The 14,486-nt window shown below is 64.4% G+C and carries 12 protein-coding genes and 1 riboswitch; of the genes, 7 read left to right on the top strand and 5 right to left on the bottom strand.

Translation table 11 applies throughout. The features are described from left to right. Positions 1-161 precede the first annotated feature (161 nt). A complete protein-coding gene (locus IQ26_RS00285; protein WP_145711158.1) occupies positions 162-1,337 on the top strand; it encodes a phosphoserine transaminase in 1,176 nt (391 codons plus the stop codon). A 66-nt stretch (positions 1,338-1,403) separates the two neighbouring features. Then, positions 1,404-3,005 (top strand): phosphoglycerate dehydrogenase, encoded by a 1,602-nt coding sequence (serA, locus tag IQ26_RS00290; protein WP_145711160.1) that lies wholly within the window; start codon positions 1,404-1,406, stop codon positions 3,003-3,005. Positions 3,006-3,065: 60 nt separating this feature from the next. Here the strand turns inward: serA and IQ26_RS00295 are convergent, their stop codons facing one another. Then, positions 3,066-3,956, bottom strand: a complete 891-nt coding sequence (locus IQ26_RS00295; RefSeq protein WP_145711162.1) for a DMT family transporter — start codon at positions 3,954-3,956, stop codon at positions 3,066-3,068. A 219-nt stretch (positions 3,957-4,175) separates the two neighbouring features. Between IQ26_RS00295 and IQ26_RS00300 the strand changes: the two genes are divergently transcribed. Next, positions 4,176-5,474: an adenylosuccinate synthase gene (locus tag IQ26_RS00300; protein WP_145711165.1), complete on the top strand. Its 1,299-nt coding sequence runs from the start codon at positions 4,176-4,178 to the stop codon at positions 5,472-5,474. Between the two features lie 74 nt (positions 5,475-5,548). Then, entirely contained in the window at positions 5,549-7,186 is a 1,638-nt protein-coding gene (locus IQ26_RS00305; protein ID WP_145711167.1) for a hypothetical protein, read from the top strand. 24 nt (positions 7,187-7,210) lie between these two features. Here IQ26_RS00305 and IQ26_RS00310 read toward each other — a convergent pair whose 3' ends face one another. The 4 genes from IQ26_RS00310 to IQ26_RS00325 all read right to left on the bottom strand — a co-directional run bounded on the left by IQ26_RS00310 (position 7,211) and on the right by IQ26_RS00325 (position 10,283). Then, positions 7,211-7,510 (bottom strand): CcdB family protein, encoded by a 300-nt coding sequence (locus tag IQ26_RS00310; RefSeq protein WP_145711169.1) that lies wholly within the window; start codon positions 7,508-7,510, stop codon positions 7,211-7,213. Beyond that, positions 7,510-7,752 (bottom strand): type II toxin-antitoxin system CcdA family antitoxin, encoded by a 243-nt coding sequence (locus IQ26_RS00315; protein ID WP_145711171.1) that lies wholly within the window; start codon positions 7,750-7,752, stop codon positions 7,510-7,512. Before IQ26_RS00315 ends, IQ26_RS00310 begins: the two co-directional genes overlap by 1 nt. Before the next feature lie 64 nt (positions 7,753-7,816). Next, entirely contained in the window at positions 7,817-9,637 is a 1,821-nt protein-coding gene (locus IQ26_RS00320) for an ABC-F family ATP-binding cassette domain-containing protein (protein ID WP_145711174.1), read from the bottom strand. Position 9,638: 1 nt separating this feature from the next. Continuing rightward, positions 9,639-10,283, bottom strand: a complete 645-nt coding sequence (locus tag IQ26_RS00325) for a thiamine diphosphokinase (RefSeq protein ID WP_145711176.1) — start codon at positions 10,281-10,283, stop codon at positions 9,639-9,641. 103 nt (positions 10,284-10,386) lie between these two features. Then, positions 10,387-10,501, top strand: a riboswitch (TPP riboswitch). Between the two features lie 43 nt (positions 10,502-10,544). Between IQ26_RS00325 and thiB the strand changes: the two genes are divergently transcribed. From thiB to thiQ, 3 genes are all read left to right on the top strand, one after another. Further along, a complete protein-coding gene (thiB, locus tag IQ26_RS00330) occupies positions 10,545-11,558 on the top strand; it encodes a thiamine ABC transporter substrate binding subunit (RefSeq protein ID WP_145711178.1) in 1,014 nt (337 codons plus the stop codon). A 258-nt stretch (positions 11,559-11,816) separates the two neighbouring features. Further along, a complete protein-coding gene (gene thiP / locus IQ26_RS00340; RefSeq protein ID WP_145711182.1) occupies positions 11,817-13,436 on the top strand; it encodes a thiamine/thiamine pyrophosphate ABC transporter permease in 1,620 nt (539 codons plus the stop codon). Continuing rightward, positions 13,433-14,206 (top strand): thiamine ABC transporter ATP-binding protein, encoded by a 774-nt coding sequence (thiQ, locus tag IQ26_RS00345; RefSeq protein WP_145711184.1) that lies wholly within the window; start codon positions 13,433-13,435, stop codon positions 14,204-14,206. Before thiP ends, thiQ begins: the two co-directional genes overlap by 4 nt. Positions 14,207-14,486: the final 280 nt, after the last annotated feature.

The raw sequence follows: 14,486 nt of genomic DNA on the forward strand, positions 1-14,486 counted from the left end.
AGCGGCGGGCTTCGGCCCGTCGTTCTGTTTTCGGCTGGTGCGCTGTAGTGTCCTGCTAGCGACAAAAACTTTCCCCTTGACGCCTGAACCCTGAAAGCATATCGCCGTCCGTGGGCCACCCCTCCCCAACGAGGGGCCACTATCTGGAAGGATAGACCACGATGACGACGTATACGAAGCCCGGACTCCGTCCGGCAAATCCCAATTTTTCCTCAGGTCCCTGCGCAAAACGTCCCGGCTGGTCGGTCGAGGCGTTGACCAATGCCGCACTCGGACGTTCGCACCGCGCCAAGATCGGCAAGACCAAGCTCGAACAGGCGATCGAGCTGACGCGGGAGATCCTCAAGGTTCCGGCAGACTATCGCATCGGCATCGTGCCGGCGTCGGACACCGGCGCGGTCGAGATGGCGCTGTGGTCGCTGCTCGGCGAACGCGGCGTCGACATGGTCGCCTGGGAGAGTTTCGGTTCCGGCTGGGTCACCGACGTGGTCAAGCAGCTGAAGCTCGCCGACGTGCGCAGGATCGAGGCCGGCTACGGCGCGCTGCCCGACCTGACAAAGATCGACTTCGACCGCGATGTGGTCTTCACCTGGAACGGCACGACTTCGGGCGTGCGCGTGCCGAACGGCGATTTCATTCCGGCCGCTCGTCGGGGCCTGACCATCTGCGACGCCACTTCGGCCGCCTTTGCACAAAAGCTCGATTTCCAGAAGCTTGATGTCGTTACCTTCTCCTGGCAGAAGGTGCTGGGCGGCGAAGGTGCGCACGGCATGCTGATCCTCAGCCCGCGCGCCGTCGAGCGGCTGGAAAGCTACAAGCCGGCCTGGCCGCTGCCGAAAATCTTCCGCCTGACGTCGGGCGGCAAGCTCATCGAAGGCATCTTCAAGGGCGAGACCATCAACACGCCGTCGATGCTGTGCGTCGAGGACTATCTCGACGCACTGCGTTGGGCGAAGTCGATCGGCGGGCTCGACGCATTGATTGCCCGCGCCGACGCCAATGCCGCCGCTCTCGACGGTTTCGTCCGCAGATCCTCGTGGCTCGGCCATTTGGCCACCGATCCGGCGACGCGGTCGAACACGTCGGTCTGCCTTTCCTTCACCGACCCGGATGTCGCGGCGCTCGATGCCGACGGGCAAGCGGCGTTCGCCAAGGGCATCGTCTCGGCGCTCGACAAGGAAGGCGTCGCCTACGACATCGGCGCCTATCGCGATGCGCCGCCCGGCCTGCGCATCTGGTGCGGGGCGACGGTCGAGACCTCCGACCTCGAAGCGCTGCTGCCCTGGCTCGACTGGGCCTTTGCCGCGCAAAAGGCGTCGCTCAAGGCGGCCGCCTGAGTGTCCCGCGGCGGCCCTCGGGCCGCCCTTTCCCAAACGGATCAATTCCCATTTAAGGAGGCCGCTATGGCGCCCCGCGTTCTCGTCTCAGACAAACTCTCTCCCACCGCCGTGCAGATATTCAGGGATCGCGGCGTCGAGGTCGATTACTTGCCCGATCTCGGCAAGGACAAGGAAAAGCTCCTTGAGGTGATCAGCCAGTATGACGGCCTCGCCATCCGTTCGGCGACGAAAGTCACCGAAAAGCTGATCAACGCCGCCACCAGATTGAAGGTGGTCGGCCGCGCCGGCATCGGCGTCGACAATGTCGACATCCCGGCGGCGAGCCGCAAGGGCATCATCGTGATGAACACGCCGTTCGGCAATTCGATCACCACGGCCGAGCATGCCGTCGCGATGATCTTCGCGCTGGCCCGCCAGATACCTGAGGCCAATGCCTCGACCCATGCCGGCAAATGGGAAAAGAACCGCTTCATGGGCATCGAGATCACCGGCAAGACGCTGGGCATCATCGGCTGCGGCAATATCGGCTCGATCGTGGCTACGCGCGGCGTCGGCCTGAAGATGCACGTCATCGCGTTCGACCCGTTCCTGTCGGACAGCCGCGCCGAGGAGCTCGGGGTCGAGAAGGTCGAACTCGACGAACTGTTCGCCCGCGCCGATTTCATCACCCTGCACACGCCGCTGACCGACAAGACGCGCAACATCATCGACGCCGCGGCGATCGCCAACATGAAGACTGGCGTGCGCATCATCAACTGCGCCCGTGGCGGATTGATCGTCGAGGCCGACCTGATCGCGGCGCTGAAAAGCGGCAAGGTGGCAGGCGTCGGCATCGATGTGTTTGAGGTCGAACCGGCCGAGCAGAACGAACTGTTCGGCATGGAGAATGTTGTGGTGACGCCGCATCTCGGCGCTTCGACCACCGAGGCGCAGGAGAATGTCGCCCTGCATGTCGCCGAGCAGATGTCCGACTATCTGATCAAGGGCGCCGTTTCCAACGCCATCAACATGCCGTCGATCACCGCCGAGGAGGCGCCGCGCCTGAAGCCTTTCGTCAAACTCGCCGAAGTGCTCGGCGCCTTTGTCGGCCAGGTCACCGAGGATCCGATCAAGGAGGTCGAGATACTGTTCGACGGTTCGACCGCGACGATGAACACGCGCGCGCTTATCAGTGCCACTCTTGCCGGGCTGATCCGGCCGCAGGTCTCCGACGTCAACATGGTGTCGGCGCCGATCATGGTTAAGGAGCGCGGCATCATCGTCGCCGAGGTCAAGCGCGACAAGTCCGGCGTGTTCGACGGCTATATCAAGCTTACGGTCAAGACGGAGCATAGGACGCGTTCGATCGCCGGCACCTGCTTCTCGGACGGCAAGCCGCGCTTCATCCAGATCAAGGGCATCAACCTCGACGCCGAAGTCGGCCAGCACATGCTCTACACGACCAACGCCGACGCACCCGGCATCATCGGCCTGCTCGGCACGGTCTGCGGCGAGAACGGCGTCAACATCGCCAACTTCCAACTCGGCCGCAACCGGCCTGGCGGCGATGCCATCGCGCTGCTCTATCTCGATGCGCCGTTCCCGGACAACGTGCTGGAACAGGTGCGGGCGCACAAGTCGATCGACTCCGCCAAGAGGCTGCATTTCGATGTGGGCGGCGCCTGATCTGAGATTTCCGAGAAGGCATATGAAGGCGCGGCCTGGCCCGCGCCTTTTTGGCCTCGGCTATACCGCCATCTTCCTTCCGCTGTATTCGGCGAGGCCGATGCCGCCAAGCACCAGCACGAGGGCAAGGCCTTGATAGAGCTGGAATGTCTCACCGACGATCAGCACCGAAAGCAGCGTTCCGAAGATCGGCACCAGGTTGATGAACAGGCCGGCCCGGTTGGCGCCGATCAGCTCGTTGCCCCTGATGTAGAAGAGCTGTGAGATGACCGAGGCGCCGATCGCGGTGTAGAACGCGATCGCCCAGCCGCGTGCATCGGGGACGATGACCTTGCCGGCGGCCACCTCCCACAGCAAGAAAGGCACAGAGGTGGCAAGCGCCGCAAACGACAGCGCCAGCATCAGGCTCTGCCAGCGCATGGCCGGCTTCAGCCGCAGCCCGACCGAGTAGAGGCTGTAGCAGAGCACCGCGATCAGCATGATGGCGTCGCCGAAGTTGAGATCCAGCTTGAGAAGCTGGCGCAGATCGCCATGGCTGGCAGTCAGGGCGACGCCGATGATCGTCAGCACGACGCCGGCGATCTGCACCCGGTTCACACGCAGGCGAAACAGCACGAAATTGGCGAGGATGATCACGATCGGTATCGCCGCCTGCTCAATCGAGACGTTGATCGCCGTCGTGTAGTTGAGCGCCGTGTAGAAGATCGCGTTGAAGAAGGTGAAGCCACAGGCGCCGAGCCCGCCGAGCAGCAACCAATGCCGGCGCATCACCGGCCAGTCCTCGCGCAGCGTTCGCCAGCCGATCGGCAGCATGATCAGAACGGCCAGAAGCCAGCGCAGGAAGACCAGCGTCATCGGCGAAATGTGATCGACCGCCAGCTTGCCCGCCACGGAGTTGCCGCCCCACAGCAAGGTGGTGAACAGCAGGAACAGATAGGCGGTCCGATGCATGGCGAAATTTTCCGGCCGGGGGACGGCGGGCGAAAGGTATTTGTCGCCCTATTGTGGTGACTTGCCCAAGTAAAATGATGTCAAAGGCGAAAATTGTTGTGCCTCAGGGCGCTTTCGGCGGCAAAGAATGGTCGCGCTCGCCGGGTCTTGAGGTTATAGAAGCCTGTCGTTTCGAACCATTTCAAGCCGCTCCGAGCGGCGCCTCAAGGGAAAAGAAACATGGCCAATGTGGTGGTCGTCGGCTCGCAATGGGGCGACGAGGGCAAAGGCAAGATCGTCGACTGGCTGTCGGAACGCGCCGATGTCGTCGTGCGTTTCCAGGGCGGCCACAATGCCGGTCACACGCTGGTCGTCGACGGCAAGGTCTACAAGCTGTCACTGCTGCCCTCCGGCGTGGTGCGGCAAGGCAAGCTGTCCATCATCGGCAATGGCGTCGTCTTCGATCCGCACGCCTTCGTCGCGGAAGTGGCGAAGTTGAAGGCGCAGGGCGTCGAGGTGACGCCGGAGCGCCTGAAAATAGCCGAAAACACCGCGCTTATCCTGTCGTTGCACCGGGAGCTGGACGGATTCCGCGAGGACGCCGCCTCCAATTCCGGAACGAAGATCGGCACGACCCGTCGCGGCATCGGTCCCGCTTACGAGGACAAGGTGGGCCGGCGCGCGGTTAGGGTGATGGATTTGGCGGATTTGGAGACGCTGCCCCGGAAGGTCGACAGGCTGCTGACGCACCACAATGCGCTGCGCTGCGGGCTCGGCCACGCCGAAGTCACGCATGACGCGATCATGAGTGAACTGATTTCGGTCGCCGATGAGATCCTTCCCTATATGGACCGCGTCTGGAAGATACTCGACGACAAGCGCCGCGCCGGCGAGCGCATCCTGTTCGAGGGCGCGCAAGGCACGCTGCTCGACATCGACCACGGCACCTATCCGTTCGTCACCTCGTCCAACACGGTCGCTGGCCAGGCCTCCGCCGGTTCCGGTGTCGGCCCAGGTGCCATCGGCTATGTGCTCGGCATCACCAAGGCCTATACGACGCGTGTCGGCGAAGGTCCGTTCCCGACCGAACAGAAGAACGAGATCGGCGAGTTCCTGGGCACGCGGGGCCATGAGTTTGGCGTCGTCACCGGCCGCAAGCGCCGTTGCGGCTGGTTCGATGCCGTGCTGGTTCGCCAGGCCGTCGCCGTCAACGGCATCAAGGGCATCGCGCTGACCAAGCTCGACGTGCTCGACGGACTGGACGAGATCAAGGTTTGCACCGGCTATCGGCTCGACGGCGAGGCGATCGACTATCTGCCGGCCAGCCAGGGTGCGCAGGCGCGCGTCGAACCGGTCTACGAGACGCTGGAGGGCTGGAAAGGCACCACCGCCGGCGCCAGAAGCTGGAACGACCTGCCGGCCCAGGCAGTCAAATATGTCCGTCACATCGAGGAATTGATCGGCGCGCCGGTCGCACTCCTTTCCACCAGCCCGGAACGGGACGACACAATACTTGTGACCGATCCGTTTCAAGACTAGATTCTCAGCCGTTCCGGGCATCGCGGCCGATTTGCGGAGGCCGGCCCAGAAACGAAATGCAGGTCGACTGAAGCATGGCAGATTTTGTTGGTCCTCTGAAAAAGACGCTCGGCGGGCTCAGCAACCCGACGCCGGAGGTGCGCGCGAGAGTCTATGACAAGGCTCGCTCCACCATTGCAGACCAGCTGGCCAAGAAGACACCGCCGCTGGCGCCGTCGGTCATTGCCCAGCATAAGCGTACCTTGGAAGACGCCATTGCCACCGTCGAGCGGGAGTATGCGAGGCCTGCACCGGCATCCGATCCGCTGGCGGAACTGGAGGACATCTTCTCCTCCATCGACCGCAACAAGAACCAATCCAGCCATGTCCGGCAGCCGGTGAAGACCGAGCCGGCATGGCAGCCGGCGCCAGCCGCCAAGGCGGCGCCGAATTGGCAAAAACCGCCGTCCGTTGCTTCTCCTCCAGAGCGCGCCGATCCCGTGCCTTCGGAAGCGGATCCTCCAGCGGCGGGCGATAAGGGCAATGTCCCCAAGGGCGATGCTTTCATCGACGATGTCTTTTCCAACGACGGGCCAGCGCCGTCCGGTACCTTTCAGCGTCCGCGTCCGGCCGAGCGCAAGCGCAGCTATGGCGGACTGATCGCCGCTGTGGTCGCTCTGCTCGTTGTTGCCGGCGGCGGCTACGGCATCTGGCTGAACAAGGACGCGTTCAGCAGTATGCTGGGTCTCAACAGCACCGAGGTCGCAACGACCAAACCACTGGTGAAGTCCGCGGGCCCCGCCGATCCGGCGGCCCCCGCCAACCCGGCTGCCGATGCCGCGACAAGGCCCCCGGCCGAACCGGCTGCACCGGACACCGGGGGCGCAAAGTTCACCCAGCGCCTGACAGCCGAGGGCGGTGAGGTCGATCCCGGCCCCGCCTCAGGACAAAGCAGCATCGGAGAGGGCGAATCCGTCGCAGCGCTGACCACGCCGCCGCCGGCCACTCCCGCGCCTGAAGCGCCAGCCGGCGATGCGCAAGCCCCGGACGAACCCACCACGCCGGGCGCGGCCCCGACCGCAACACCGCCTGCCGACGGAGCCACGCCGCCGGATACCGCGGCTCCGGCAGCGCCGAGCCCGGGTGCCACACCGGCCGCGCCTGCGGAAACCGCGCTGGCGGTCGGCCAGAAGGCGATCTTCTATGAGGAGCGCACCAGCACCGCTCAGGGCTCGGCCGAGCCCGGCAGCATCGTCTGGTCGCTTGTGCAGGAATCGCCCGGCGGCAATCTGCCGCCCGAGCCGGCGATCCGCGCCGAGGCGAGCATCCCTGGCAAGGACGTGCAATTGCGCATGACCATCCGCCGCAACACCGACCAGACGCTGCCGGCCAGCCATATCATCGAGATGATCTTCCTGACGCCCGACGGCTTCGACGGTGGTGGCGTCGACAACATCCTGCGCGTCGCCATGAAGGGCTCTGAACAGGATGCAGGCAGTCCGCTGATAGGCATCCCGGCCAAGATCGCCGACGGCTTCTTCCTGGTCGCGCTCAACGACACCAAGGCGGACGAAAACGCCAACCTGACCCTGCTCCGGGGTCAGAACTGGATCGACGTGCCGGTCGTCTACAAGACCGGACGGCGGGCGCTGCTCACCATGGAAAAGGGCATTCCCGGCGAGAAGGTGTTCGATGAGGCGCTGAAAGCCTGGCAAGCGAAAACGGCGGGCTGAGGCTCGGCCTGAGCCTCCGCCGGTTCAGAATCCCTGGAACAGCATGTCGAGCGCAGCCACGATGTCGTCGTGATGCCTGGCGATATTCAGTCGACTTTCGCCCAATTCCTCGGCCGGAACCGTGGCGATCAAATGGGTGGCCATAACCATTTTTCGCCCATTGATCTCGATGACGGGATGGAGCTTTCGCATCGGCGGCGGCGACATCGTGATCGGCAGAAGCGGGATCACCGCCCGTGTTCCAAAATCGTCAAGCAGGTCGGATTGAACGTCGAGCAAATAGCTGCCTTCGCCCCGACCCGCAAAGACATCATAGCGTGCCATCAGAACTGCCGATGTTCTTCCAACGGAATACCGTGCTTTTCGACGTATTCGTTCCACGCTTCTATCGTGGCGCGATTCTCAAGCTTCCATAGTCGCGTTTTTTCGGCAGCCACCGCCTCTGCAATGCCAGCTTCCGCGGCGCGCGAGACATTAACGTCGAGCCCCTTGGCTTCTTTCATGAGTTTTGAATCGATCGACAGGTTTGCTGGCTGGCGGACCGCGTTCAAGGCTAGCTTACGCATTATTGCCTCCATAACATGCGCATAAAGTATGCGCATTTTCTCGCCGTAGCAACCACAAGGCGTTCTACCCCTCCATCTCCTCGCGAAGCATCTCCAGTTCCAGCCACTCCTCCTCGAGCGCTGCCAGCGTGGCGCGCTCCTTGTCGAGGGCGGCGATCGTCTTCTGAAACGAGGCCGGGTCGCGCTCGTAATAGGCCGGGTCGGCGATGTTGTTCTCCAGCCGCGAAATCGATGCTGTTACTGCCTCGATCTTCTTCGGCAGCGATTCCAGCGCGAATTTCTGCTTGAACGACAGTTTCTTCGCCGGTCCTTTCGGCGCAGCCGCTTCGGTCCTGCCCGCCGCTGTCGCCTCGCCAGTCTCGGCCTTCGGCCGCGCCTTGCGATCATCGAGCCTGGTGCCGCCGCGCTGCGCCAGCATGTCGGAATAGCCGCCGGCATATTCGATCCAGTGGCCGCCGCCGTCCGGCGCGATCAGGCTGGTCACGGTGCGATCGAGGAAATCGCGGTCATGGCTGACCAGGATGACGGTGCCGGCAAAACCGGCGACCAGTTCCTGCAGCAGCTCCAGCGTCTCCATGTCGAGGTCGTTGGTCGGCTCATCGAGCACCAGCAGGTTTGCCGGCCGCGCCAGCACACGGGCCAACAGCAGCCGCGCCCGCTCGCCGCCCGAAAGCTCGCGCACCGGCGTGCGCGCCTGTTCCGGCTTGAACAGGAAGTCCTTCATGTAGGAGACGACGTGGCGCTGCTCGCCATTGATGACAAGGTTCTCGCCGCGCCCGTCGGTGAGATATTGCGCCAGCGTCTCCCGCGGCTCGACCGCCTCGCGCTTCTGGTCGAGCGTGGCGATCTCCAGATTGGTGCCGAGCCGCACCGTGCCTGAGTCCGGCTTCAATTCGCCGGTCAGCATCCTCAGCAGCGTCGTCTTGCCGGCGCCATTCGGCCCGACCAGGCCGAGGCGGTCGCCGCGCTGGATGCGGGTCGAGAAGCCTCTGACCACCGTGAGGTCGCCAAAGCTCTTCTCGATGTTCTTGGCCTCGATGACCAGTTTGCCGGATTCGGCCGCGTCGCTGGCCACCATGGTCGCAGCGCCCTCGGCGCCGCGATGGCCGCGAAAACGTTGGCGCATGGTCTGCAATTCGCCGAGCCGGCGCATGTTGCGCTTGCGTCGCGCCGTCACGCCATAGCGCAGCCAGTGCTCCTCGCGGACGATCTGGCGGCCGAGCTTATGCTGCTCGCGCTCCTCTTCTTCCAGCACCGTGTCGCGCCATTCCTCGAAATGGCCAAAGCCCTTGTCCAGCCTGCGGGTCTGGCCGCGATCGAGCCAGACGGTGGCGCGCGACACGCGTTCGAGGAAGCGGCGGTCGTGCGAGATGACGATCAGCGCCGAAGAGGTGCGGGCAAGCTCCTCCTCCAGCCATTCGATGACCGACAGGTCGAGATGGTTGGTCGGCTCATCGAGGAGGAGAATGTCGGGCTCCGGCGCCATGACGCGGGCAAGGGCGGCGCGGCGCGCCTCGCCGCCGGACAGGTCGTTCGGCCGTTCCTCGCCGGACAGGCCGAGATGCTCCATCAGATAGGTGGCGCGGTAGGGATCGTCGGCGGGTCCGAGCCCCGCCTCGACATAGGCGCGGACGCTGGCAAAATCGTCCATGTCTGGCATTTGCGGCAGGTAGCGCACTGTCGCCGAAGGCTGGCGGAACACCTCGCCGTCCTGCGGCTCGATCAATCCCGCTGCGATCTTGAGCAATGTCGACTTGCCCGAGCCGTTGCGGCCGACCAGGGCGATCTTGTCGCCGGCCGACGCTGTCAGTTCCGCCCCGTCGAGCAGCGGCGTGCCACCGAAGGTCAGTTTTATCCCGTCGAGATTGAGAAGCGGCGGCGCCATGTCAGCTTTCAGGTAAGGGAAAAGGATGGGCGAGCAATAGCGCGCGGCCGCTGTCCAGCGCGATTTCGAGCCGGCCCTTGACCTCGTTGGAGAGGGTCAGCGACGAGCCGAACGCCACCTCGACATGGTCCAGCGGCCACTTGGCGCCGGAGACGGTCAGGCCGGAAAGATCGGAGAAGTCGAGGATCGAAAACAGCGTGCCGTCGGCGTAGTCGAAGCCGGCCCTGCCGGGAAGCAAGGGGATGCCTTCCTGCGCCCCACTGGTCAAAAGCACGTCCGTCCCACGTTCCGCCAGTCGCAGGCTGAGCGCCAGATGCAGGAATGCGTGGTCGATGCGCCTGCCGCCGAACGCGCCTGCGAGCACGAGGCTGGTCGCGCCGCGTTCGAGCGCGGCGGCGATGGCCAGTTCGCCGTCGGTGCTGTCCTTTTCGGCCGGAAACACCTGGCGGGGAATTGCGGCCAGGTCGGCCGGTAAATCCGCCGGGACGGAATCGAAGTCGCCGACCCAGAGTTCCGGCGTCAGGCCCAAAGTCCGGGCATGGCCGATGCCGGCATCAGCCGCGATGACGCGTGTGCCGGCGACCTGGCGGTCGAGCAGCGGCGTGCGGATAAGATCGCCGCCAAGCAGGATGGTGAATGTGCTCATATCTCGTGGCCCTTACCAGCCCTGCCCAGGAAACGGAAGGCCGCGCTCCGGACGCCCGGCAAACTTCCGCTTGCGCCGCACCTAGGCCGGGCCTATGTGTCGAAACGCTCTAACGGGGTGCTGGACGCGATCTTCGCGGACCGGCTGAGAGGCAACGATGCCAACCCGCTGAACCTGATCCGGTTTGTACCGGCGGAGGGATTAGACGTTTCGGACAACCCGACGCCTCAATTCCTTTCAATGCGAACGAAGGAGGCGCCGATGCGCACGCTTTTTTACTCTCTTGTCTCAGCAGTGCTCCTGGCGGCGTCCGTTCTCGCTGGCACCGGGCCGGCGTCCGCGCAGGAGAAACTCACCGTCTATACCTATGAGAGCTTCACCGCCGATTGGGGTCCAGGTCCTGCGGTGAAGAAGGCCTTCGAGGCGGAATGCGGCTGTGCTCTCGATTTCGTCGCGGTCGCCGATGGCGTCGCGCTGCTCAACCGCGTCAAGCTGGAAGGGGCCGCTACCAAGGCCGATATCGTGCTCGGCCTCGACACCAATCTGACCGCGGAAGCCAAGGCAACCGGCCTGTTTTCGCCGCATGGTGCGGTAATCGACGTTAATGTGCCGGGCGGCTGGAGCGACGATGTTTTCGTGCCGTTCGACTATGGTTATTTCGCCGTCGTCTACGACTCCGAAAAGCTGAAGACCCCGCCGAAGAGCCTGAAGGAATTGGTCGAGGGCGATGCCGATGAGAAGATCGTCATCCAGGATCCGCGCACCTCGACGCCCGGTCTCGGCCTGCTGTTGTGGATGAGGTCGGTCTATGGCGACAAGGCTCCGGAAGCCTGGGCCAAGCTCAAGGCGAAGGTGCTCACAGTGACGCCGGGCTGGAGCGAGGCCTACGGCCTGTTCACCAAGGGCGAGGCGCCGATGGTGCTGTCCTACACCACGTCGCCGGCCTATCACATGGTCGCCGAAAACACCGAACGCTATCAGGCGGCGTCCTTCGAGGAGGGCGAGTATCTGCAGATCGAGGTCGCCGGCATCACCACCACGGGTGCGAAAAACCCGCTGGCAGAAAAGTTCCTGACTTTCATGACCGGGCCGAAATTCCAGGATGTCATCCCCGAGACCAACTGGATGTTCCCGGCCGGCAAGACCGACAAGCCGCTCAATCCTGCCTTCGACAAGCTCGTCAAGCCGACCAAGACCTTGCTGTTCAGCCCCGAAGAGGTCGCCGCCAACCGCAAGGCCTGGGTCGACGAATGGCTGTCGGTGATGAGCAAGTAGAACTTTAGATTTCCGCATGGTGTTCGCTCCACGCCACCCCCCTCTGGCCTGCCGGCCATCTCCCCCGCAAGGGGGGAGATCGGCAGCTTCGCCGCCCCGCTCATTCCTGTCACGGTGGAGATTGGCGACGGCGGGCGAGTGCGCCATCTCCCCCCTTGCGGGGGAGATGGCCGGCAGGCCAGAGGGGGGTGGGCGGGAACTCGACCTCCGCCAAGCATTTCCGTCATTCAACACTCGTCGCAGTGTTGGGTAACGCGAATGCAGAGCCGCCATCCCGTCGACTCCCGCATCACCGCCGGCACCATCGCGCTTGCGGCAATAGCGCTGCTGATCGGCGGAGCGTTCGCCGGGCTCATCCTTGAAGGCGCACGCGACCTGTCCGGCGCTGTGTCGGCCTTCGATCCCTATCTCTTCCGAGTCGCCCGCTTCACGCTGTGGCAGGCTTTGCTGTCGACGCTACTTTCCGTCGTGCCGGCGCTGTTCGTCGCTCGGGCGCTGTCGCGGCATCCGCGCTTCTTTGGCCGCGACCTGATCCTGCAGCTCTTCGCCGTGCCGCTGGCGCTGCCGGCCATCGTCGCGGCGCTCGGCATTCTGGCCCTTTATGGTCGTGCCGGCTATTTCGCCGGCGTGCTCACCGCGATTGGTGGTCAAGGCTGGCCGGGCATATACGGCCTGTCCGGCATCCTCGTCGCCCATGTCTTCTTCAATCTGCCGCTGGCCACACGGCTGTTCCTTGAAGCGCTGGGGACAGTGCCGGCCGACCAGTGGCGGTTGGCGAGCCAGCTCGGCATGGGCGCCAGGCCCGCCTTCCGGCTGATCGAATGGCCGACGCTGCGCACGGCACTGCCGGGGGTCGCCGGGCTCGTCTTCATGCTCTGCATCACGTCCTTTACTATCGTGCTGACGCTGGGCGGTGGGCCGCGCGCGACGACACTGGAGGTCGCCATCTACCAGGCGCTGCGTTTCGATTTCGATCCTGCCCGCGCGGTTACGCTGACGCTGTTGCAGATCGTGCTGACCTTCGTCGTGGTGCTGGCATTGATGCGACTCGGCGCCAACACCGTCGGTGACGCCAACCTGCCGGTGGCGCCGCGCCGGTATCTTTCGCCAGGCATCGCCGAGACCGTGCTGAACGCCGCATTGATCGTTCTGGCATTGCTGTTCGTCGCCGGGCCGATGGCGGCCACGGTGACGTCAGGCCTTGGTGCCGATCTCGGCCGGCTGGCGGGCGAGAGCGCGGTGCGGCAAGCGACGCTGACCAGCGCCGTGCTCGCCTCGCTGGCGGCGCTGCTTTCGGTGGCGCTGTCGCTGTCGCTCGTCATGGCACGGCGGGCGCTGGCCTTGAACCGTCGCGTCGGCGCCAAGACGCTGCTCGAACACGCCACCGATACCGGCGCCGGCTTCGTGCTCGTCGTGCCACCCATCGTCATCGGCGCCGGTTGGTTTCTGCTCCTGCGCGCTGTCAGCGACGTCTTTGCCATCGCCCCTGTCATGGTCGTCACCGTCAATGCGGTGATGGCGATGCCGTTTGCCATCCGCGTCATCCGCCCCGGCTATGATGCGGCGAGCGAACGCCATGAACGGCTCTGTCTGCTGCTTGGCATTACGGGGTGGAACCGGTTCCGGCTGGTCGACTGGCCGTCGCTGCGGCGGCCGCTCGCCACCGGTTTCGCCTTTGCCATGGCGCTGTCGCTCGGCGATCTCGGCGTCATTGCCCTGTTCGGCAGCGACTCCCTGCAGACACTGCCTTATCTCCTGCTGGCGCGTATGGGCAGCTATCGCACGCTGGACGCCGCAGGTCTGGCGTTGCTGCTCGGCCTGGTCTGTCTCGCGCTTGTCCTGGCCGCGAACTGGCTGGGACGGGGGGAGAAATCATGACGCACAACAGCGCGGAAAACGGTACGGCCGTGCGGCTGGAAAAGGTTTCGTTCAGCTATGGCGAAGCGCCGTTCTTATTCGATGTCGAGTTCGCCGCTTCGAAGATCACGGCCATCATGGGGCCGAGCGGCTCGGGAAAATCGACGCTGCTCAATCTGGTGGCCGGCTTCGAGACACCGCGATCGGGCCGCGTGCTGATCGGCGGCGCCGATGTCGGCGCCACGCCACCCTCGGCGCGGCCGGTGTCGATGGTGTTCCAGGAGAATAATCTCTTTGCCCATCTTTCGGTCGAACGAAATGTCGGGCTCGGCCGCTCGCCGTCGCTCAGGCTGACAGACGCCGACCATGCTGCAGTCGCTGGGGCGCTCAAGCGCGTCGGCCTTGCCGGCAAGGAACAGCGCCTGCCGCGCGAATTGTCCGGTGGCGAGCGGCAGCGTGTCGCGCTCGCCCGCGTCCTGGTGCGCGACCGGCCGGTGCTCTTGCTCGATGAGCCGTTCGCCTCGCTCGGACCGGCCCTGCGCGACGACATGCTCGACCTGGTGGTCAGCGTCCATGCGGAGCGGCGCATGACGGTGCTGTTCGTCACGCACCAACCGGAAGATGCGCGCCGTATCGGCCAGGACATGGTGTTCCTGGACAATGGCACGGTTGCCGCGACGGGTGCCGCGGCCGGTTTTTTCACCAAGGCTGGACCGGAAGCCTTCCGGCGCTATATCGGTGCAGGTCCGTTTGGCGCGGGATCACGAGATATTGCCCGGAAGCGGACATAATTTACGGCCAAACCGGCTTCAGGCGATGCGGCGTTTGCTTGCCATGGTCAAAGTAGTGTGGCTAGGTCCTCCGATACTGGTCCGGCATAGGGTGTGATTTGCCACTACGGTGTCGCGCATGCTGGTGGCGCGAAGGACGCTGTGGCAGTTTGATTTTTGCGCATGATCCTTTCTGAAAATCGATACCCGATTTTCGGGTCATGTGCTGAGACCCGAAAGGAAGCTATTCTGCCGACCGGCACCGACAGAGTGAGAAGGAATCCGCTGGCGCGCTTCCTCG

The sequence above is a fragment of the Mesorhizobium tianshanense genome (genome assembly GCF_007830515.1).
Lineage (GTDB): Bacteria > Pseudomonadota > Alphaproteobacteria > Rhizobiales > Rhizobiaceae > Mesorhizobium > Mesorhizobium tianshanense.

What these genes read in the sequence shown, in the direction of transcription:
- IQ26_RS00285 (WP_145711158.1), top strand. Translation starts at nt 162, where the DNA reads ATGACGACGTATACGAAGCCCGGACTCCGTCCGGCAAATCCCAATTTT.
- serA (WP_145711160.1), top strand. Translation starts at nt 1,404, where the DNA reads ATGGCGCCCCGCGTTCTCGTCTCAGACAAACTCTCTCCCACCGCCGTG.
- IQ26_RS00295 (WP_145711162.1), bottom strand. Translation starts at nt 3,956, where the DNA reads ATGCATCGGACCGCCTATCTGTTCCTGCTGTTCACCACCTTGCTGTGG.
- IQ26_RS00300 (WP_145711165.1), top strand. Translation starts at nt 4,176, where the DNA reads ATGGCCAATGTGGTGGTCGTCGGCTCGCAATGGGGCGACGAGGGCAAA.
- IQ26_RS00305 (WP_145711167.1), top strand. Translation starts at nt 5,549, where the DNA reads ATGGCAGATTTTGTTGGTCCTCTGAAAAAGACGCTCGGCGGGCTCAGC.
- IQ26_RS00310 (WP_145711169.1), bottom strand. Translation starts at nt 7,510, where the DNA reads ATGGCACGCTATGATGTCTTTGCGGGTCGGGGCGAAGGCAGCTATTTG.
- IQ26_RS00315 (WP_145711171.1), bottom strand. Translation starts at nt 7,752, where the DNA reads ATGCGTAAGCTAGCCTTGAACGCGGTCCGCCAGCCAGCAAACCTGTCG.
- IQ26_RS00320 (WP_145711174.1), bottom strand. Translation starts at nt 9,637, where the DNA reads ATGGCGCCGCCGCTTCTCAATCTCGACGGGATAAAACTGACCTTCGGT.
- IQ26_RS00325 (WP_145711176.1), bottom strand. Translation starts at nt 10,283, where the DNA reads ATGAGCACATTCACCATCCTGCTTGGCGGCGATCTTATCCGCACGCCG.
- thiB (WP_145711178.1), top strand. Translation starts at nt 10,545, where the DNA reads ATGCGCACGCTTTTTTACTCTCTTGTCTCAGCAGTGCTCCTGGCGGCG.
- thiP (WP_145711182.1), top strand. Translation starts at nt 11,817, where the DNA reads ATGCAGAGCCGCCATCCCGTCGACTCCCGCATCACCGCCGGCACCATC.
- thiQ (WP_145711184.1), top strand. Translation starts at nt 13,433, where the DNA reads ATGACGCACAACAGCGCGGAAAACGGTACGGCCGTGCGGCTGGAAAAG.